General features: G+C 69.5%; 14 protein-coding genes. 6 read left to right on the top strand and 8 right to left on the bottom strand.

Annotation, left to right across the window (positions count from 1 at the left end; all coding sequences use genetic code 11):
• Positions 1-5 precede the first annotated feature (5 nt).
• The gene (locus IT355_14610) at positions 6-566 is read left to right on the top strand and encodes a GxxExxY protein (protein MCC7054498.1); all 561 of its coding nucleotides are present in this window, start codon (positions 6-8) and stop codon (positions 564-566) included.
• A 112-nt stretch (positions 567-678) separates the two neighbouring features.
• Here the strand turns inward: IT355_14610 and IT355_14605 are convergent, their stop codons facing one another.
• The gene (locus tag IT355_14605; protein MCC7054497.1) at positions 679-1,872 is read right to left on the bottom strand and encodes a galactose mutarotase; all 1,194 of its coding nucleotides are present in this window, start codon (positions 1,870-1,872) and stop codon (positions 679-681) included.
• A complete protein-coding gene (locus tag IT355_14600; protein MCC7054496.1) occupies positions 1,869-4,643 on the bottom strand; it encodes a hypothetical protein in 2,775 nt (924 codons plus the stop codon). The genes IT355_14605 and IT355_14600 overlap by 4 nt, the downstream gene beginning before the upstream one ends.
• 111 nt (positions 4,644-4,754) lie before the next feature.
• Between IT355_14600 and IT355_14595 the strand changes: the two genes are divergently transcribed.
• The 3 genes from IT355_14595 to IT355_14585 all read left to right on the top strand — a co-directional run bounded on the left by IT355_14595 (position 4,755) and on the right by IT355_14585 (position 7,503).
• Complete coding sequence (locus tag IT355_14595; protein ID MCC7054495.1) at positions 4,755-5,252, top strand: hypothetical protein; 498 nt, start codon at positions 4,755-4,757, stop codon at positions 5,250-5,252.
• Positions 5,253-5,395: 143 nt separating this feature from the next.
• The gene (locus IT355_14590) at positions 5,396-7,006 is read left to right on the top strand and encodes an amidohydrolase (GenBank protein MCC7054494.1); all 1,611 of its coding nucleotides are present in this window, start codon (positions 5,396-5,398) and stop codon (positions 7,004-7,006) included.
• 23 nt (positions 7,007-7,029) lie between these two features.
• Entirely contained in the window at positions 7,030-7,503 is a 474-nt protein-coding gene (locus IT355_14585; protein ID MCC7054493.1) for a hypothetical protein, read from the top strand.
• A gap of 65 nt (positions 7,504-7,568) precedes the next feature.
• Here the strand turns inward: IT355_14585 and IT355_14580 are convergent, their stop codons facing one another.
• Positions 7,569-8,042 carry a GxxExxY protein gene (locus IT355_14580; GenBank protein ID MCC7054492.1) on the bottom strand — a complete coding sequence of 158 codons (474 nt, stop codon included), beginning with the start codon at positions 8,040-8,042 and terminating at the stop codon, positions 7,569-7,571.
• Positions 8,043-8,176: 134 nt separating this feature from the next.
• Between IT355_14580 and IT355_14575 the strand changes: the two genes are divergently transcribed.
• Positions 8,177-14,053 (top strand): DUF5107 domain-containing protein, encoded by a 5,877-nt coding sequence (locus IT355_14575; protein MCC7054491.1) that lies wholly within the window; start codon positions 8,177-8,179, stop codon positions 14,051-14,053.
• A gap of 252 nt (positions 14,054-14,305) precedes the next feature.
• On the opposite strand, the gene IT355_14570 is transcribed toward IT355_14575, so the two are convergent.
• From IT355_14570 to IT355_14555, 4 genes are all read right to left on the bottom strand, one after another.
• Positions 14,306-14,758, bottom strand: a complete 453-nt coding sequence (locus IT355_14570; GenBank protein ID MCC7054490.1) for a glyoxalase/bleomycin resistance/extradiol dioxygenase family protein — start codon at positions 14,756-14,758, stop codon at positions 14,306-14,308.
• A 72-nt stretch (positions 14,759-14,830) separates the two neighbouring features.
• Complete coding sequence (locus tag IT355_14565; GenBank protein MCC7054489.1) at positions 14,831-15,799, bottom strand: sigma-70 family RNA polymerase sigma factor; 969 nt, start codon at positions 15,797-15,799, stop codon at positions 14,831-14,833.
• Positions 15,800-15,906: 107 nt separating this feature from the next.
• Complete coding sequence (locus IT355_14560) at positions 15,907-16,713, bottom strand: NIPSNAP family protein (protein MCC7054488.1); 807 nt, start codon at positions 16,711-16,713, stop codon at positions 15,907-15,909.
• Between the two features lie 180 nt (positions 16,714-16,893).
• Positions 16,894-18,603, bottom strand: coding sequence for a CocE/NonD family hydrolase (locus tag IT355_14555; GenBank protein MCC7054487.1), 1,710 nt, complete (start codon positions 18,601-18,603; stop codon positions 16,894-16,896).
• 75 nt (positions 18,604-18,678) lie between these two features.
• On the opposite strand from IT355_14555, the gene IT355_14550 reads away from it, so the two are divergent.
• Entirely contained in the window at positions 18,679-19,308 is a 630-nt protein-coding gene (locus IT355_14550) for a PadR family transcriptional regulator (protein ID MCC7054486.1), read from the top strand.
• A gap of 25 nt (positions 19,309-19,333) precedes the next feature.
• On the opposite strand, the gene IT355_14545 is transcribed toward IT355_14550, so the two are convergent.
• Entirely contained in the window at positions 19,334-21,106 is a 1,773-nt protein-coding gene (locus IT355_14545) for a D-aminoacylase (protein ID MCC7054485.1), read from the bottom strand.
• Positions 21,107-21,143: the final 37 nt, after the last annotated feature.

The raw sequence follows: 21,143 nt of genomic DNA, 5'->3' as shown, positions 1-21,143 counted from the left end.
CAGCGTTGAATCGCTTGCTCGCGCAGTGGTTCGGTTGTCTGCGTTTGGCCGGCATCGTCAACATTGTTCACGCGGAGGGGCGGAGAGGCGGAGGGTGCCGTGAACGTTCGGGGTCGTCGATGTCGAAAGAGACGATGTTGATTGACGATGTCACTGATCACGTCATCGGCGCGGCGATCGAGCTGCACCGGGATGCGGGTCCGGGGTTGCTCGAGTCGTTCTACGAGGCGGCGCTCGCGTTGTATCTCGAGCGCCGCAGGCTCAGGTCGCGACGGCAGGCGGCGGTGCGATTCGAGTTCGCCGGTAAGCTCTTCGACGAGGCCTTCCGCGCCGACTTGATCGTGGAGGATGCCGTCATCGTGGAGGCGAAGTCGGTCACGAAACTCGATCCCGTCTTCGCCCGGCAACTGCGCACCTGTCTCAAGCTGACCGGCCTCTCCGTCGGCCTGGTCCTCAACTTCGGTGGCAGCTCGCTGATCCACGGCCTCCGTCGTGTCGTGAACAACCTCGTCCCCTCACCAGATTCGCGTCTCAGAATCAACCAAAGAAGAGAGGCGGAACGGTAGCTGAGTTCTCGTGATCGCGCACCGACAACTCGAGCAACTCGAAACCCTCCGCCCCTCCGCCCCTCCGCGTGAACACTGTTGACCCACCCTCAAACCGCACCGACCCGACGAATCAGCGCTCCACCCCGAACGTGAACACGGTCCGCGACACGTGCTCCGCCCCAGGCTTCAGGATCGTGCTCGGGAACGCCGCCTGGTTCGGCGAGTCGGGAAAGTGCTGCGTCTCGAGGCAGAAGCCGTTCCGGTACTTGTAGACGTGGCCTGACTTCCCGGTGATGGTGCCGTCGAGGAAGTTGCCGGTGTAGAACTGGACGCCCGGCTCGGTGGTCTCGACGTGGAGCGTGCGTCCGCTGGTCGGCTCGTACACGTGCGCCGCCGCTGAGAGCCCCTCGCCGTTGCGGGTGAGCACCCAGTTGTGGTCGTAGCCGCCACCGTTCTTCAGTTGCGTGTCGGTGTCGTTGATGCGCGCACCGATCGCGGTTGGCTTGCGAAAGTCGAATGGCGTGCCGGCGACCGACTGCAACGCGCCAGTGGGAATCAGCGTGCTGTCCACCGGCGTGAACCGGTCGGCGTTCAGCGTCACTTCGTGCTTCAGCACGTCACCGCTGCCGTCGCCGGCCAGGTTGAAGTAGCTGTGCTGCGTGATGTTCACCGGCGTCGCCTTGTCGGTCGTGGCGTGGTATTCGATCTGCAGCTGGTTGCTGTCGGTGAGCGTGTAGCGCACCGTGACCTGCAGCGTGCCGGGATACCCTTCTTCGCCATCCTTCGATGTGTAGCTGAACTCGACCGCCTGGCCGCCTGCAACGGTCACCGGCTTGCCGGTCCACAGCACCTTGTCGAAGCCCACCACGCCACCGTGCAGCGCATTGGGGCCGTTGTTGGTGGCGAGTGTGTGTGTGGTGCCGTCGAGCGTGAACTTTCCCTTGGCGATGCGATTGCCGTAGCGGCCCACGATGGCGCCGAAGTACGGCGTCGTCTTGAGGTATCCGTCGAGGTTGTCGTAGCCGAGCACGATGTCGGCGAAGGCGCCGGTCTTGTCGGGTGTCTTCAGCGACGTGATGATGCCGCCGTACGTGATGGCGCGCAGCTCGATCCCGTTGGCGTTCTTCAGCGTGTACTGCGTCACCGCCTGGCCGGACGGCAGCGTGCCGAAGGGTGCTGTCTGGACGCCGGCGGGCGTTGGTGTGGAGCTGGCTGCCGGGGCCGCGTTGTCGGTGGATGGTGCCTTGTCGGCGGGCATGTTGCGGCAGGCAGTCAGGGTGAGGAGCAGTGATGCCGCGCACAGTCGGGCGGTCCGGAACGTCACAGTGGCACCTGCGTGAAGGTGAGTTGCATCGTCGTGAAGCCGTCGGCATTGGCGCCGGACGCTGGGAAGGTGAACGTGGCGTCGCGTTGGCCGGCGCGTCCCGCGGCCGCCGGCGGTGCGGTGCCGCCACCGCCGCCCTGCGCCCGCACTCCCATGCCGGCCGAGGGATCCGGTGGCATGATGGCCAGCGTGCCCCGGCTGCCGGCCAGACCCTCGACCGTGACGGTGTACTGGCCGTCCACCAGGCGCTCGCTGATCACGCGCTGATGTTGTGAACGGGCCCCCGGCCGCGGGGCGGCGGGGCGGATGCCGACCAGTCGCCATCCGCCGGTGTACGGCACGTGGAGCTCCGCCGTCGCGGCGTCGAAGCGCCTGCGCACCGTGGCATGCACGTCGCCTGGCGTCTGCACCACGGCATCGGCGGGCAGCGACACGGCGGCACCGAGGGGAAGGGCGGGCGAGAACTCGACATCGAGCGGCGTCGCGAGCGTGCGCGGTCCCGTCCACGCCACCCAGGGTGGGCGCGGCGACTCGGACAAGACCAGCCGCAGCCCGGTGCCGTCGCGCACGATCAGGAGGCTGATCCGGTCCGGCCCGACCGGGATGTTGTCCACGCGCACCGTGTCCCAGTCCGCCGGCAGGTGCGGCGCGATGCGCAGCCGCCGCCGCGGCGCATCCACGTCGATGCCGAGCAGCCCGCGGATCAGTGGCGTCAGCACCATCGACGTCGCGAAGAACTGCTGTGGCACGGCGGTGTCGAGGGGCTTGTACAGGCGACCCGAGAGCACCTCCGGATTGCGCCCGCGGGCGAAGTCGAACCCCGTGCGTGCGATCGCCTCGAGCGCGAACCGGCCCGCACTCGCGTTGTGGTACGTGTACTGGGCCAGCGCCGTGAACCCGGTCACGAACGGCCACACCGCGCCGTTGTTGTAGTGGAGCGGGTCGAACAGCGTGCTGGCCGCGCTCAGCGGGCGCGCCCCCCAGTCGGTCATCACGTTCGACGAGGCGATCTTCGTCGCCATCTCGGCGCCCCGCACCTCGTCCAGCACGCCGAACGCCATCGCGGTGGCCGCCCACGCCGTGACGTTCGGGTTGAGCGAGCCATCCTCGAGCAGCGCGAAGGCGTACTGGCCCAGCTGCGGCATCCAGAACTTCGCCTCGAGCGTGGCCAGTGCCTTCGCGCGGGTCGCGCGCGCCTGCGCGGCAAGGGCCGGCTCCTTCATCACGTCGGCCATCCGTGCCACGCGCTCCAGCGACGCGGCCCAGACACCACTCATGTAGATGTCCGACAGGATGCCGACCTGCAGGTCACCCAGCTCCAGCGCCCCGGCGCCGGCACTGGGGTTCTCCATCAGGCCATCGCCGTTCCGGTCCGTGGCCAGCGACCACTGGTAGGCCCGCTTCAGGTTCGGCCACAGCTCGCGCAGCAGCGCGGTGTCGTCGGTCTGGCGCCAGTACTCGCTGAACGCGAGGATCCAGAACGGGCTGGTGTCGCCATGGTAGAACGCGTAGGGATAGCTGAACCAGTCCACGCGGCCGGCACTCTGCGAGATCTCGTGCGTGATCTTGCCGTCGGCGCGCTGGTACTTCGCGAAGAAGCGCAGCACACCGTCCCGCACCAGCGCGGACTGGCCGGCACCGCTCATCGCGAACGAGTTGATCGCGGCATCACCGCCGAAGAACCAGCCGAACCCCGGCCGGTCGCTGGCGCCACCACTCAGGCCGTAGCCGGCGATGAGGCCGCATCCCATGTCGGGATTGCAGGCCATCGACTCGTCGAGGTTGACCTTCGCATACTCGACGGCGCGGTTGAGCAGTGCATCCGGCGTGTGCACCGAGAGCTGCGTGTTGGCGATCTCGAACTGGTGGTCCTGTCGTGCGCGCCACTCGCGCTCGGCCGCACCGGGGGCCAGCAGCGACTGGTACAGCGCCAGCGCCGAGTCGCGTGACATGGCCCCGCCGGCCAGCACGACCGGGATGTACGCCACGCGGGTGTTGATGTTGCCCCCGGGCGGCTCGCCAAGGCGCGGTGCGGTGTAGCGCGCGCCCTCGCCGCCCACGCCCAGCACGAACTGCGGTGGCGCCGCGGCCAGCATGTGTGCGGGCACGTCCGAGGCCTGCGTGATCGCCGGGGACCCGAGGAAGGCGTTGACCGTCCGCTTCGACTCGGAGAAGAGGAACGCCTTCGCCGCCTGGTTCCAGACGAGGTACTGGCCGCCGAGTCCCGCCGGCCACATGTAGTGCACGTCGGGGGTGAACGACGCGATGATGTCCATGGGCCGGATCGCGTCCACCTCGAGCAGCATGATCACCGCCGGCTTGTCCAGCGGCACGAAGATGTGCTGCTTCACCGTGAACTGCTCGTACGTGTACTCGATGGTCACACCTTCGGGCCGCTCGATGACCGCGGTGGCGATGGTGTGGCCGGCGATCGGTGCGGTGTACTTCGGCACGCGGAACGAGAGCTCGAAGTCGTGCAGCCACTTCACCGGCCAGCTCCACAGCTCCAGGCGCCCGTCCTCGGTGCCCATCGCAATCGCGCGACGCCCGACGGCAGCGAGGTAGGTGCCGGGCCGGGCGGGGCCGGTGAGCGCCGTGAGCGGGTCGGCACCGATCGCGAAGTACGGAATGGTCGGCTCCGCCGCCGTCGTGGCCGCTGCGGCCTGTGCGCCGGCGGTGTGGTGCGGGACGCAGGTCGCGAGCGCGAGTGCACAGGCGAGTGCACAGGGGAGTGCCGGAGGCCGGCGGTGATTCGATCGAAGCGGTGTCATCGGAATCGGGAGGCTGGGGCGCACCGGGCTGGCCGGAGAATGTGCCACGGCGCAGTGCGGCGGAAGGCGGCTGCGTCTGGCCGCCACCGATGCGCGCTGCAGATTTGGTCCATGCCTTTCGTCACGCGCTGCCGGACCCTCCTCGCCATCCTGCTGCTGGCCAGCCAACCGGGCTGCCGCCGCGACGCACCGGCCCCGCCGCCGCGCACCTCGGTCGAGATCAAGGGGACCGCGGCCGAGCGCATCGCGGCGGTGCAGAAGATGCTGCGGGTGCCGCCGGCGCTCGCGGCAACGATCCTCGATGCCCAGGCGATGGAGGAGCGGGTGGGGGATGGGCGGCTGGGGCCGGCGGACTTCGCCGGCTTCCAGGTGATCCGCGTGGCGCCGGGCCACGTGGCGGAGTGGCGCACCCGGCTCACGCCCGTCACCACCGGCACCGATGCCCCCGCGTTCGTCGAACCCTCCACCCCGGTCTCGTGGTGGGTGAGCGGGCCGGAGTTCGCATCGCTGGACTTCTTCGCGCCGGAGGCGCTCACGGGGCGCACCACCGGCTGGATCGGCGTGCACGCCGCCAGCGGGACGATCTACATCTACTCGTTCACGATGTGACCGCCGTGCTGCGGCGGTGCCCGGGCGTCGCGTGCCACACCGACGCCGCCAGCCTTGCCGCACTGTTCCGCGCGGGGTAGCGTGACCCTGCCTCGACCGTCGACGGCCGCGGCACGGCCCGACCACCCGAACGCGGACTCCCGATGCGCTCCCTCCGCCGTCTCCTGGCGACCAGTCTGGTCGCCGGCCTCACTTCCGGTGCCGCGCTCGCGGCGCAGGCCCCCCGGCCGAACCCACGGGTCGAGGCGCTGAAGGCCGAGCTGGCCCGCACGATCGACGCCCGCGCGCAGCTCGCCCAGCGCATGGTCGACCAGGTGTTCTCCTTCGGCGAACTCGGCATGCAGGAGTTCGAGACCTCGAAGTACCTGACGGGCGTGCTGGAGCAGAACGGCTTCACGGTCGAGCGCGGGGTGGCCGGCATGCCGACGGCCTGGGTGGCGAAGTGGGGCAGCGGGTCGCCGGTGATCGCGCTCGGCTCGGACATCGACGGCATCCCGCAGGCGAACCAGCGCCCGGGCAGCGCCGGCCGCATCCCGCTGGTGGCCGGTGCGCCGGGCCATGGCGAGGGACACAACAGCGGCGTGCCGCTGAACATCATCGCGGCGCTGGCGGTGAAGGACATCATGGTGCGCGAGAAGATGTCCGGCACCATCGTGCTCTGGCCCGGCGTGGCCGAGGAGCAGCTGGCGGGCAAGGCATACCTCGTGCGGGCCGGCGTGTTCAACGGCGTGGATGCCAACCTCTTCGCACACGTCGGCGACGAGTTCGGCGTCGCGTGGGGCGACGAGTCGGCGCTGGCGCTGATCTCGGCCCAGTTCCGGTTCAGCGGCACGGCATCACACGCCGCAGGTGCGCCGTGGCGCGGCCGGAGCGCGCTGGATGCGGTGATGTCGTTCGCGAACATGTGGGAGTTCCGCCGCGAGCACATGGAACTGGCGACACGCTCCCACTACGTGATCACCGACGGCGGCGACCAGCCGAACGTGGTGCCGGCCACGGCCTCGATCTGGTTCTTCTTCCGCGAGCGCGACGTGGAGCGGGTGACGCGCATGTACGAGGAGGCAAAGGTGATGGCCCGCGCCGCCGCGGCCGGCACCTTCACCCAGCTCGACACGGTGCAGGTGATCGGGTCGGCCTGGCGCCCGCACTTCAACAAGCCCATCGCGCAGGCGATGCACGCCAATGCCATGCGCGTCGGCATGCCGGCGTGGAGTGCCGACGACCAGGTGATGGCGAAGTCGGTGCAGCGCCTGATGCAGCAGCCAGACAGCGGGCTGGTGACGCGGGTGGCCCCGCTGCGCTCACCCGCCGAGACACCATCCGGCGGCACCGGCAGCGACGACATCGGCGACGTGTCCTGGACCGTGCCGAGCGTGACGCTCTACTACCCCAGCAACATTCCGGGGACGCCGGGCCACAACTGGGTGGATGGCATCGCGATGGCGACCCCGATCGCACACAAGGGCGTGGTGGCCGGCGCCAAGGTGCAGGCGATGACCCTCCTGGACCTGATGATGCAGCCGACGTTGATCCGCGATGCGAAGGACTACTTCGTGAACGTGCAGACCCGGACGACCAAGTACCACCCGCTGATGGCACCCTCCGACCAGCCGGCGACGTGGCTGAACGCGGAGAAGATGGCGCGGTACCGGGAGGCGATGCGGCCGTTCTACTACGACCCCGCGCGGTTCAGCAGCTACCTGGAGCAGCTTGGGGTGAAGTATCCGGCCGTGGCTCCTGGCGTGATTCCCTGATGCCGGTTGTGGGAAGGTCGCCGGTGGCGACTGTCGTACGCGCGGGCGTCGTGACCGGCGTGTCGGATTTCCTCTGGGCCTGCGCGCTCAGCGTGGGTGTCTACGGTTCGACGTTCGCGCAGCTGTGGCAGGGCGTGGCCAGCGTGCCGCTCGGTGTGGCGGCACGCGATGGTGGCGTGGCGACGGTGGTTGCCGGCATCGCGCTGCATTTCTGCGTGGCCTTGGCGTGGACGACGCTGTTCGTGCTCCTGTGCCGCGCGCTCCCGGCGCTGCAGCAGGCGATCCGCTCTCTCCCTGGCGCGCTGGCTGTGGCGGCGGTGTATGGGCCGATGATCTGGGCCGCGATGTCGCTGCTGGTCATCCCGCTCTTCACGCACCGGCCGCCGACGGTGGCGCTGCGCTGGTGGATCCAGCTGGCCGGTCACTTTGTGTTCGTCGGCGCGCCGCTCGTGCTCACGGTGCGGCAGGCGGGAGATCGTGGTGCCTTGTCTCCGTGAGGTCGGCGCGCGTCGGGGGATCGTCAACAGGATTCACGCGGAGAACGCGGAAGACGCGGAAAGGGTCACGACGCTGGGCGGCGGTCAGGAGTGTGGGAGTCGGATTTTCCGGGGAACAGCAGTCGCGGTGACCTGAGGGGGTCTTTCCCCGGCGCGTCGCCCTTGTAGTCGTTGACGACGCGCCTCGTCTGGCCGGCGATGGAGTAGGCTCCGAAATTGATGACGAGCCCGACCTCGATGCCGGTCAGGCGCAGGTACGTGAGCAGCTGGCGGGTGAAGACGGGTTCGAGTCGGGCGGCGGCCTTGATCTCGACGATCACGCGATCGTCGATGATCAAGTCGGGGCGAAAGGCCTCGTCGAGACTCATGCCGAGGTATCGCAGGCGAATAGGCTGCTGCCGGCGCACGTGCAGCCCGCGCTTCTCGAGGACGCAGGCCATGACCGCCTCGTACACCGATTCCAGCAGGCCAGGACCAAGCTCGCTGTGTACGGCAACCGCAGCGCCAAGCACATTGTCAGTCACGTCATTCACGTGCATGTATGTCTCCACCGTGCGGGATGGACTTTTCCGCGTTTTCCGCGTTTTCCGCGTGAACATTGTTAACGATGCCGACCCATAGCCGAAACCCGGATTCGCGCACAGCGAATCAATCGAACCCACTCGGAGTTGCCATGCGAGCGTTGCTCCGGACGCTGCTTGCGATGACGCTCTGTGCCACCACGCCCGCAGTCGCGCACGCCGCACCGCCGGTGGTGCGTGAGTACGAGAAGGTCTTCACGACCTACCCCTTCAGCGACCCGAACCCGATCCCCGTGGTCGGGCGCATCTATCCGTACTTCCGCTTCGATGGCTTCACCGACACGCCCGTGCGGCAGTCGTGGAAGGTGGTGGAGCTGGAGAACGACTACCTGAAGGTCATGATCCTGCCGCAGGTGGGTGGCAAGATCTGGAGCGCGATCGACAAACGCAGCGGGCGCTCGTTCATCTATGCGAACAGTGTCGTGAAGTTTCGCGACATCGCCATGCGCGGCCCGTGGACCAGCGGTGGCATCGAGGCGAACTACGGCATCATCGGGCACACGCCGAACGTCGCCACACCGGTGGACTACGTCACGCGCACCAACGCCGACGGCAGCGTGAGCTGCATCATCGGCGCGCTCGACCTCCTCACGCGCACCCCCTGGCGCCTGGAGGTCCGGCTCGGCGCGGATGACGCGGCGTTCAGCACGTCGTCGTCCTGGTACAACGCGTCACCACTCGAGCAGCCGTACTACTCGTGGATGAACGCCGGCATCCCGGTGGACGGGAAGCTCCAGTACATCTACCCCGGCACCAGCTACCTCGGCCACGGGGGCGAGCATGGACCGTGGCCGGTCGACAGCGCCGGTCGCGACCTGTCGTGGTACGACAACAACAGCTTCGGCGGATACAAGTCGTACCATGTCTTCGGCACCGCCACCGACTTCTTCGGCGCGTACTGGCACGACCGGGACTTCGGCATGGTCCGCTGGTCGCCGCGCGACGAGAAGGCGGGGAAGAAGATCTGGATCTGGGGGCAGTCGCGGCAGGGGATGATCTGGGAGGACCTGCTCACCGACACCGATGGACAGTATTCGGAGGTCCAATCCGGGCGCCTCTTCAACCAGGCCGCGGAACAGAGCACCTTCACGCCGTTCCGGCATCGCGGCTTCGCGCCGCACACCACGGACCGGTGGACGGAATGGTGGTACCCGGTGTCCGGCACGAAGGGCATGGTGGCCGCAGGGCGCACCGGCGCGCTGAACGTGACGACACGTGGTGCGGCCATCGTGCTGACGTTCTCGCCGACGGTGCCGGTGGCCGACACCCTGCGCATCTACGACGGGGCGCGGCTGGTGCGCACCAGGTTCGTGTCGCGACAGCCGCTGCAGCTCTGGGCCGACACCATCGCCACCGCCGACGTGCAGCCGAACGCACTGCGCGTGACGCTGGGTGACGTGCTGCTGGACTGGCGCGCGGACCCGCGTGCCGGTGCACTGGCGCGGCCGCTGGATGCGCCAGCGGCGCTGGACTGGAGCTCGGCGGTGGGGCTGCACGCGCAGGGGCGCCAGTGGATCCGGCAGCGTGAGTACCTGAAGGCCACCGCGTACGCGGACAGTGCCCTGGCCCGCGACCCGCACCTGGTGCCGGCGCTGGCCGACCGCGCCATGCTGGCGATCCGTGCCGGCCAGTACGCCGACGCGCTGCGCCTCGCCCGCACCGCGCTCAGCGTCGACACGTACGATCCCGCGGCCAACTACTGGTACGGCCTGGCGAACCGCTGGCTCCGCAACACCGACGACGCGCGGGACGGCCTCGAGATCGCGGCCAACTCGCCCGAGTTCCGCGGTGCCGCGTGGACCGAGCTGGCACGCCTCTCGCTGGCCGAGGCGAACACCGTCGCAGCGGAGTCCTACGTGGCCAAGGCGCTGGCGGTCGACGGGGCCAACCTCGACGCGCTCGGCATGGCCATCGTCGCCGCACGCCGGCGTGGGGATTCCGCAACACGCGACCGGCGGATCGCGGCCCTCGAGGCGGCCGATCCGATCAGCCATCAGGCCCGCGTGGAGCGGATGCTGGCCTCGAACGATGCGGCGTTCGCGTCGAGACTCGCCGCCGGTATCCGCGCCGAGCTGCCGGAGCAGGTGCTGCTGGAGCTGGGGTCGTGGTACGCGCAGGCAGGGGAGGCGGCGGTGGCGGGCCGCGTGCTGGAGGCCGCCGGTGACCACCCCGAGGCGCTCTACCTGCGGGCGTGGCTCCGCAGCGAGACCGGTGACGCAGGAGGCAATGCCCTCATCGAACGCGCCGGCAGGCTGTCGCCGGGCTACGTGTTCCCGTTCCGGGCCGAAGTGGTGCCGGCGCTGGAGCATGCCGCGCGCATCTCGCCGCACTGGCAGCCGCGCTACTACCTGGCCCTCGCCCGCTGGGGACAGGGGAACCTGCGCGACGCCGCGCGGATCCTCACGTCGCTCGCCGACCAGCCGGACTACGCGCCGTTCTACGCCGCGCGCGCCACGCTGCCGGAGCGCAGCGCCGCTGATTGCCAGCGTGACCTGGAGCGTGCCGCGGCGCTCGAGCCCGCCGAGTGGCGCTACGGTAAGCTGCTGGCCGATCACCTCATCGCGAACGGGAACGCCGCCGCGGCGGTGGAGGTCGCGGCTCGGTATCACGCGAGATTCCCGGCCAGCTACATCCTCGGCCTGACCCACGCCAAGGCGCTGGTGGCGGCTGGGCAGTACGCCGCGGCCGACGCGCTGCTCGGCCGGCTGTCGATCCTGCCGTATGAGGGAGCGGCAGATGGACGCCTGTTGTATCGCGAGGCGAAGCTGATGCTTGCCGCGCAGGCGATTGCGGCGGGACGGTGGCGCGACGCCTCGCGCCAGGTTGCGGCCGCACGCGAGTGGCCGGAGCGCCTTGGCGCGGGCAAGCCATACGCCGCCGACGTGGATGAGCGCCTCGAGGACACGTTGCAGGCACACGTGAAGGCACGGCGCGTGAACCGCGACGCCCCGGCGATGGTCCAGGCGGCGCTGCATCCGGGTACGCAGGTCACGGGCGGCGCCGGTGCACCGTCCGACAGCCTGCGCCATGGCGTCGGCACCTGGATCGCCGACTCGCTCGGCAATCACCGCGCCGTCGTGCGGGTGGCGAACGCCGCCGACGCGGTGGTCGCACACATCCCCTGGCGCCGGCGCGATGCCACGCCGCAGTCAGTGAACCTGGTGGTGATCCAGGCCGCCACGCAGCAGCGCATCCGCAACGTCGCCCGCCTCGACATCACGCGCGAGGCCGGCGATATCGCCTTCCAGGCGCCGGCGGCCGGCGAGTACCACGTGTACTACCTGCCGTACACTGGCACGTTCAAGTCCAACTACCCGAAGATCACGTACCGTGTGGTCGAGCCCACGGCTGAGCCCACGTGGCTGTCGGCCCATGGGCTGAACGAGGGTGCGGTGCGATCGGGCGCGCTCAACGAACTGCCACGTGCGACGATGGTCGGCTTCGATGCCGTGAACGAGTTCTCGCGCTTCACGCCGATGGAGTACATCGCCACCGCGTCGGAACTGGCGGCGCTGCGTGGCGCGCATCCCTCGGCGCCGTTCCTGGCGTTCGCCGAGGACCGTGCGCTGTCCATCCGCATGACGCGCGACATCCCGGCGGCGTGGGCGCAGCGCGGGGCATTCACGCCCTTCACCGGCACTGCGCGACGCGGGGAGTTCTACACCTTCCAGGTCGGTGTCTGGGCGCACCGCGGGCCGCTCGACTCACTGCGCTACCGTATGAGCGCACTGCGGCGGAAGGGCGGTTCGCAGGTGATCCCGTCGCGCGCCATCACGGCCTTCAACCTCGAAGGGACTGACTGGTCGGGGCGTCGCTTCACGCGTGCGCTGCACGTGGACTCGTCACGGGTGCAGGCGCTCTGGTTCGGCGTGGACCTGCCCGCGGCCATCACGCCGGGGGACTACGAGGGTGACCTCCGGCTCGTGACCGCAACCGGCAGCGCGCCACCGGTGCGCGTCACCATCCGGGTGGGCAGCGGGCTGGTGGCGAACCATGGCGACGATACCCCGGCGCAGCTCACGCGCCTCCGCTGGCTCAACTCGCAGCTGGCAGCGGATGACAGCGTGGTGGCGCCATACGTGCCGATGCGCGTGTCCGGCACGACCATCTCGCTCCTCGGCCGCGCGCTCACCTTCGGCAACGATGGCATGCCCGTGAGCATCCAGTCGTTCTTCTCGCCGGGCAACACCAGCATCGGCACCACCCCGCGCGAGATCCTCAGCGCACCGATCCGGCTGGTCGTCCGCGACTCGGCTGACCGCGCGGTGGCCTGGACCGGCGCCGACCCGGTGATCACGAAACGCGCCCCCGGTGCGGTGGCCTGGGAAGCACGGAAGTCGGCCGGAGCGCTGCGGCTGCAGACGAACGCCGTGCTCGAGTTCGACGGCACGGCCGAGTACACGGTGGCGCTGAAGGCGAGTGCGCGGACGTCGTTGCGCACGGTGACGTTCGAGCTGCCGCTCCGCGCCGACGCGGCGAGATACATGATGGGCCTGGGCCAGAAGGGCGGCTACCGCCCCGAGGATTTCCACTGGACCTGGGACGTCGCGAAGCAGAACCAGGACGCCGCGTGGCTCGGTGACGTGAACGCGGGCATCCAGTTCACGCTCAAGGACGAACACTACGTCCGCCCGCTCAACACCAACTTCTACCTCTCCAAGCCGCTGGTCGCGCCACGCTCGTGGGCCAACGACGGCAAGGGGGGCTGCGACATCGTGCGCACGGGCGATCGCGTGCTGGCGTCGTGCCACAGCGGTGCGCAGGTGATCGAGGCCGGCGACTCGCTGCGCTTCGACTTCCGGCTGATGATCACGCCGTTCAAGCCGCTGGACACCGCCGGCCAGTGGTCCACCCGCTTCTTCCACGCCTTCGTGCCGGTGGATTCGGCGAAGCGGCGCGGGGCGAACACGCTGAACGTGCACCACGCCAACCGCGTCAACCCGTGGATCAACTACCCGTTCATCGAGACGGCCGGGATGCGGGCGTTCATCGACTCGGCGCACGCGGCGGGCATGCGCGCCAAGATCTACTACACCGTGCGCGAGCTCACCAACCATGCGCCGGAGCTCTTTGCGCTGCGGTCGCTGGGTGACGAGGTGCTCTCGCACGGCCCGGGTGGTGGATACTCGTGGTTGCAGGAGCACCTGGGGGACGACTACATCGCCGCCTGGCACGTGCCGGAGATCACGGACGCGGCGGTGGTGAACAGCGGCGTGTCACGCTGGCACAACTTCTACATCGAGGGGCTGGACTGGCTGGTGAAGAACGAGCGGATCGATGGCCTGTACCTGGATGACGTGGCGTTCGACCGCATCACCATGAAGCGCGTGCGGAAGGTGCTGGACCGCGGCAACGCCAGCGCACTGCTCGACCTGCACAGTGCCAACCAGTACAACCCGCGCGACGGCTTCGCGTCGAGTGCGAACCTCTACCTCGAGCACTTCCCGTTCATCAACCGGCTCTGGTTCGGCGAGTACTTCGACTACGACGCGCGTCCCGACTACTGGCTGGTGGAGGTCTCGGGCATCCCGTTCGGCCTGATGGGTGAGATGCTGGAGAAGGGTGGGCACCCGTGGCGTGGGATGACGATGGGCATGACCGCGCGCCTGCCGTGGGCGGGCGACCCGACGCCGCTCTGGAAGGTGTGGGACGAGTTCGGCATCCAGCAGAGCCGGATGCACGGCTGGTGGTCAGGTGCCGCTCCCGTCACCACCGGGGATGCCGACATCCTCGCCACCACCTGGACGAAGCCCGGCTCGGCGATGGTGTCCCTCGGCTCGTGGAAGGCCGACGACACTCCCGTGCGGCTCACCATCGACTGGCAGGCCCTCGGCCTCGACCCCGCGCGTACCCGCATCCGGGCGCCAGCGATCGCGAACTTCCAGGCTGCTGGCACCTACGATCCTGGCGCGCCCATCACGGTGCCTGGCAAGAGGGGGCTGCTCCTCATCCTCGAGCCTTCGCGCTGAACGGAGATCGTGAACGGCTTTGACTTAATGGCGCAGAGGGCGCGAAGGACGCAAAGGGGTAAGTGCGCTTGGTCACGCTTCCATGCGCGTGGGAGCATCGCCTTGCTGTAGGAACTGCAACCGCCGCCGCGGTTCCCCTCAATAATGATGCTCCTCATGCGCGTGGAGACTGCCCCCGACGCAGAACTCTTTGCGTCCTTCGCGCCCTTTGCGCCTTCGCGTCACGCCGTGGTAGTTGTTCTTCTGGTAGGACTACTGGATGGTCGCAGGATCCATCCAGACGACCTCGAAGTGATGCCCGTCGGGCGTGTGGAAGCTGGTGCTGTACATGAAGCCATGGTCCTGCGGCGGCATGGCGGTGGTGGCGCCTGCGGCGAGGGCGGCGTCGGTCAGGCGCGTGACCTCCTCGCGGCTGTCGCAGGAGAACGCGTACAGCGCCTCACTCACCCGGGTCGTGTCGGCCGGTTCGCGGTCGGTGAAACGGCGGAAGAACGGGTCGGTGAGCAGCATGAAGAACGCGTCGTCATTCACGACCATGCAGGCCGCGTTCTCGTCGGTGAACTGCGGGTTGAAGGTGAACCCGAGTGCGCCGAAGAACACCTTCGACTGCTCGAGGTCGGACACGCGGATGTTGACGAAGAGCTTGCGGGCTGCCATGACGGGACTCGGCGTGAGCGTGATGGGGTAGACGACCGGCACGGGCATCGGGATCTGGTCTGGGGGAGCGCGCCCCGCAGCGATGCGCGGCGTGCCTTCGACCCCCGGGCCGGCCGGAACTCATCGGCCGGCCAGCTCCTCCAGCCGCATCGGCACGTCGAACCTCGGGAACAGGTGGGCCGTGTCGAGGAAGAAGGTGCTGTGTGCGATGCGGTCGCCGTCGAGATCCAGCACCACCAGCGCCCATGGGTCCGCGCCGCCGTTCCGGTACTGCGCGAACGCCGGCTGGCCGTTGGCGGCGGTGCGCACGAGGCGTGAGCCGCGGCATCCCGCACCGCGGCCGAGCAGCCAGCGCGCGATGCTGTCGGGCCCCTGCAGCCAGAGCGCGTAGGGTGGCATGCACATCGTCGCGTCCTCGCGCATGAGCGAGGCGAGCGCCGCCACGTCGTACGCCTCGAACGCGTCGAAGTAGCGCTGCACCAGTGCCTCCTGCGTGGCGGTCAGCGCGGCCGGCACGTACTGCGAGTCGCGGGCCCGCTGCGGGAGCTTCATGGCCAGCGTGGCGCGAGCGCGCTGCAGCGCGCTGTTCACCGCCGGCACGGTCATGTCGAGGCATTCCGCCACCTCGGCCGCCGACCAGTTCAGCACCTGCGTCAGCAGCAGCGCGGCGCGCTGCCGCGGCGGCAGGTACTGGATCGCCGCCACGAAGGCGAGCCGGATGCTCTCGCGCTGCACCGCAACCTCGTGCGGGTCCCCATCGGCCGGGATCGCGCGCGCATCGGGCACCGGCTCCAGCCAGTGCGTGCGTGGCAGCTCCACGAGGGTGTCGTCGACGGTGCCGACCGGGCCCATCTCCATCGGCATGACCCGCGGCTCCCGGTCGGCGATGGCGTCGAGACAGACGTTGGTCGCGATGCGGTGGAGCCAGGTGCTCATCTTCGAGCGGCCGTCGAACCGGTCGAGCGCACGCCATGCCCGCAGCATCGTCTCCTGCACCGCGTCGTCCGCATCCATGACCGAGCCAAGCATCCGGTAGCAGTGGCCGGTGAGCAGTGTGCGGTGCGCCTCGAGGAGGGCTGGGGTCGTCATGGTCGATGGGCCGGGGAGTCGCGGGAATCTGTTGGACGCTGCGTGCGGCGTGAAATCATCGGACGCGGCTCCGCGTCCGACAAGTCAGCCGTACGGCACCCGGTGCCTCAGAGCTGCGAGTACGCCGTCGGCACGAGGAAGCGGCTGGTGATCTTCGAGACCGTGTCGTCGTACTGGTGGTCGGCCACCAGCGCCTTCCAGGCCGGGTGCTCGCCGAATGCCTTCCAGGCGGCTGCGGCCGCAGCACGGTCGGGGGTACAGAGCATGTACGTGAGCTGCGGCAGGTCGCGGCCGGCCAGGGCCTGGCCGTAGAACACCGGCGATTGCTGCAGCGACTGCATCAGCTCGATCTCGCCGGCGTTGAACATCGCCACCTTCTTCAGCGCCTTCAGCTCGGAGAAGCTCTCGTAGATGCGCAGTTCGAACACCCGCGGCTGGTTGCCCTCCGTCAGGCGGGGTACCGCGAGGCGGGGCATGCCGGCGAAGGCGAGGAACACCCAGCTGTCGATGCGGTCGAATGCGGGATTCTCCTTCGTGGGCGCGCCCAGGTAGTCTGCACCGGCGGCGATCACCGCCGGGTCCGTGTTGATCGCGGCCGTCACCGCGCCGATCGACTCCATGCTGCGGTGCGCCATCAGCACCCAGACCGCCGGACCGTCCGGTGCATCGGGCTGCGTGAACACGCCGACGTTCCGGATTCCGCGCCGATTGAGCGCCGGGATCAGCGCCGACCGGAGGTAGCCGTCGAGCCGCGTCTGCGGTGTGCCCGGCCGCAGGCGATAGGCGCGCAGCTCGTAGTACTCGCGTGCATCGCGCGCATCGACTGGCGCAGAGGCCTGCGCGGCGGCAGCTGGCAGGGCCGCCGCCGCAGCGGCGATCGCGGCGGACTTCACGAAGGTGCGACGATCGGACATCTCGGGCTCTCATGGAGGCGGTTGGCGTGCCGGCAGGTGTGCCCTGCGGAGGGCGCAAGCTACCGGCATGCTGCAGTGCCGGTCGGTGCGCTGGTGCTCCCGCGCTCGACTGCCGTCGAGGGGAGACCACCTTCGAGAGGACGGGGATGCTGAACCGGTCATGCCCCGCTCATGACCCGCTCACCGCACCACCGGCAGCTGCACCTGGCACCCCTCGATGCCGAACTGCAGCCGCTGCGATCCGGCGGCGGGCACCCGCTCGAATGCCCCGGCGTCGGCGCCGGCCACCGACAGCCGCAGCGACCACCCTGCCGGCAGCGCGAACGCCGTCGGACGGATCCGCACACGCGCCACGCCCCCACGGATCCGCTGCACCCCCTCGGTCAGCAGCCGTACGCGCCGCGCCGGATCCACCGACTCGAGATAGACGTGCAGCGCCGCCTCGGGTACGTCGAGCGCGACGGGGCAGGTGAACTCCGCGGCGCCGAACACCGAGAGCGGTGCCTCGAGCGGCGCGCTGTGCCACGAGAGCAGGCCGCGGGCATCGGCGCGCTCCGGCGCGTCCACGGGGCGCGCCAGTCCGGTCGTCCAGCGCGAGTTGCGGCCGGTGGAGGCCGCCCAGTCCACCACCAGCGTGCGAGGCGACGCGGCGCCTGCGGTCACCGCCGATGCGGCGGTGAGCCGCTCGCGCACCAGGTGCAATGTGTCGGACCGCGTGTCCGGCCATCGGTCGCCGGAGTGCCAGCGCTCCGCGCCGGCCACGTACCACGACAGCCGTGGTGACGAGGCCGTCGTGTCGGCCGGCAGCAGGTGCCGGCGGAAGAAGGCGACCACCGCCTCGACGTCGACCGTCGCACGCTCGCTGTCGTTGCGGCGCAGCGGGCTCGCGTTCGTCTCCCCTTCATGGGCCCACGGCCCGATCACCGCCTCCGCCACCGGCATCGCGGCCTGCGCGCGGAACACGGCATCGGCCGTCGCGCCATCCCACCAGCTCCCCCAGATCCCGACCACCGCCCGCGTCGTCGCCAGCTCGGACGTGTGACCGGCGGGACCCAGCGAGTCGGTGGGCGGGGCGTCGGCGCCGAAACGATCGTCACCGCTGCGGACCGCGGCTGCGCGACGGGCCACCGCCGTGGCCGGACGCGCCGACATGCGGGCGTGCAGGGCAGCCCCCTTGGGGTCGTCCGACGTGGGCGACACGCCCCGGATCCCGAATCGCGCCAGGCGTGGGAACAGCTCCGGCACCCTGCCATGATCCAGCGCATCGACAGACCGGCTCCACGCATCCACGAAGCCGATGTTGCGCACCGCACCGGGTGCGATGATCTCGTCCACCAGGTTCCACTCGATCTCGCGCGCCAGCACGGCGCGCAGCGCGGGGCGACCGGTCGTGGCGGCGAGCAGCGCCGTCGTGCCCTCGTACGACGCACCCGTCGCACCCACCGCGCCGTTCGACCAGGGCTGCGCCACGATCCAGTCGATGACCGGACCCATGTCGCGCACCTCACCGGCCGACCACGGCCATGCCCACGTGCCGGTGGATGCGCCGGTGCCGCGCACGTCGGTCACCACCACGCCGAAGCCTGCCGCCACCAGCCGCTCCACGGTGGCATCGCGCGGGCCCATCGGCACGCGGTTCGACCGCCCGCCACCGCGCAGCTGGAAGCTGCGCCAGTACCGGGCCTGGATCAGGATCACCGGCACGCCATTCGGCGGCACCTGCGGCGGCAGCACCACGTCGGCCGCGATCCCGACATCATCCGCCCCCGGGATGACGGGCCGCGTCACCGTGGCCGGCACCGCGCGACACCCGGCGACCGCAGCCACCGCGCACACGCCCAGCAGCACGCGACGGGCGCGGCCAGCCAGGATTCCGGAGAGTGAATTCATTATATGTTTGCTCATATATAGGATAGATCACATAATATCCGCACCCTATATTACGGGCAACTCCTCCCCCGATCCATGTCCCTGCGGTACGCCGTACTCGGTTTCCTCTCCATCAGTCCGTACAGCGGCTACGACCTGAAGCGGTTCTTCAACGCCTCGGTCCGCCATTTCTGGTCCGCTGACCAGGCCGCCATCTACCGGACGCTTGCCGAACTCGAGGGCGAGGAGCTCGTGGTCTACGAGCGGGTCGAACAGCAGACTCGGCCGGACCGGAAGGTCTATCACATCACGCCGGCGGGGGTGCGCGCGCTCGACGCATGGCTCACGCAGCCGGCGCCTTCGCAGGTGCGCCGTGAGCCGCTGCTCCTCAAGCTGTTCTTCGCCAGCCGCGTGCAGGGCGATGACCTCGCCGCGCTGCTTGGCGCCGAGCTGGCCGCCACCGACGCCGAGCTGGCGAGCTTCCGTGCCATCCTCGCGTCGATCGAGCAGGACACGGCCGCGGTCGAGCGGGATGCGGGCACCGCCGAGGCCATCGCCGCGCACGCCCGACTGCTCGTGGGGCCGCTCATCACGCTCTCGAACGGCGTACGGCTCGGTGTGGCGTATCGCGACTGGCTCCGCAGCCTGCTGGCAGCGCAGGCCGGCGGCACGCTGACCGCGTCAGCGCTGCTGGCCGACCTGCACGGGCAGCTCGACGGGGCGTAGTCGGCGCGTGCGCCGCGTGGCCCGGCTACTGCGCTGGCGCGCCCCGTCGCTGCCCATCCCACCCCGGCCCGTACACCGCCCGTCCCGGCTTCGCGCCGGTGTGCCGGTTGTTCCGCCACACCCCGACACCGTTCACGAACACGTCCCGCACGCCCACCGAGAGCTGGTGGGGCTGCTCGAAGGTCGCCTTGTCGATCACGGTGGCCGGATCGAAGACGACGATATCGGCGAAGCTGCCTTCCTTGATCAGCCCCCGGTCCCGGAGGCCAAGGATCTGCGCAGTGGACCACGTCATCTTCCGCACCGCCTCCTCGAGCGTGAAGAGGCGCTCGTCGCGGGCATACTTGCCGAGTACGCGCGCGAAGGTGCCGTAGGAGCGGGGATGCACGAGGGCCGTCGTCGTGTCGGGATCGTGACCACCGGCGTCGCTGCCGAGCACCACCCACGGGCGTGACAGCATCGACGAGACGTTCGCGTCCGACATGCCGAAGGTCACCTTGCCGAGCATGTTCTTCTCGCCGACCACCAGCGTGATGACGGCATCAACCCAGTCCATCTTCAGCGCCGTGGCGATGGCATCGAGCCGCTTGCCCTCGAACTGCTTCCACTCGGGCGTCTTGAACCCGGCGATCTGGTAGGCGCCGGGCGGGTTGTCCTGGCAGTAGCTGATCACGCCCGTTGTCAGGTCCGTCATCTCGCGCCGGATGCGCGCGCGCAGCGTGGTGTCCTGCAGCCGCTCGATCAGCTTGCCATCGGCGTGCACCCAGCCGGGAATGCAGGCGGAGAGGCTGTTTCCCGATGCGGGGTACGAGTACATCGTGGCCTTCACATCCTGGCCGGCCGCACGCGCCGAGTCGACCTTCGCGATGGCCGGTGCCGCGAGGGGCCAGTTGCGCTGCCCTGAGGCCTTGAAGTGGTAGATCACCACTGGCACGCCGCCGTCGCGGCCGATCCGGATCGCCTCGTCCATCGCCGGCAGCAGCGCTCCCTCCTCACTGCGGATGTGCGTGATGTAGGTGCCGTGCAGCGGCGACATCGCCTTCGCGGTCTCGATCAGCTCGGCCGTGTTGGCATAGCTGCCTGGCGGGTAGATCAGTGCGCTGGAGATGCCGAAGGCGCCGTCGCGCATTGCGTTCCGGACGACGGAGCGCATCGTGTCGAGCTGCGCTGGTGACGCCGCGCCCTCCACGCGGCCCATCGCGTACCCGCGGACCGTGGTGGCACCGAGGTAGCTGCCGGCGTTGACGGAAATGCCGTTCCGCTCCATTGCCGCCAGCCACTGGCCGAAGCCATGCTCGCCGCGGAAGGTCCTCACCCGTTCCAGCATCAGCGCATCGTCCGGGTCGCCGCCGGCGAAGAGTGAATCGACGTTGGCGTTGGAGGGTGCCGGCGTGGTGGCCTCTCCGAGGATCTCGGTGGTCACCCCCTGTGACACCTTGCCGATGACGCGGCCGTCGGCAAACAGCAGCGCGTTCCACGAGTGCGACTGGATGTCGATGAAGCCGGGGGAGACCACCAGCCCCTTCGCATCGACGGTGGTCTTCGCCGCTGCTCCCGCCAGTGCGCCTGCCGGTGCGATGGTCGCGATCCGGTCACCACGGACGCCGACGTCACCGTAGTAGAACGGGTTGCCCGTGCCATCCACGATCCGGCCATGCGTGATGACGAGATCGTAGGCGGCCGACGTGTCCGCGGTGCGACTGGTGGCGCAGGCGGTGGTGACGGCGAGGCTGGCGAGGGTGAGCGCGCGGCGTGTGGCGCGGCACCGTCGGCTGGCGGTCGGGACGCTGGGAGTCATGGGGACACCTGGGGGTGGCGGACCGGCGGAGGTGCGT

Source organism: Gemmatimonadaceae bacterium (assembly GCA_020851035.1).
Taxonomy (GTDB): domain Bacteria; phylum Gemmatimonadota; class Gemmatimonadetes; order Gemmatimonadales; family Gemmatimonadaceae; genus JACMLX01.
Note: the sequence above shows the minus strand (reverse complement) of the source record. Positions and strands in the feature narration are given on the sequence as shown.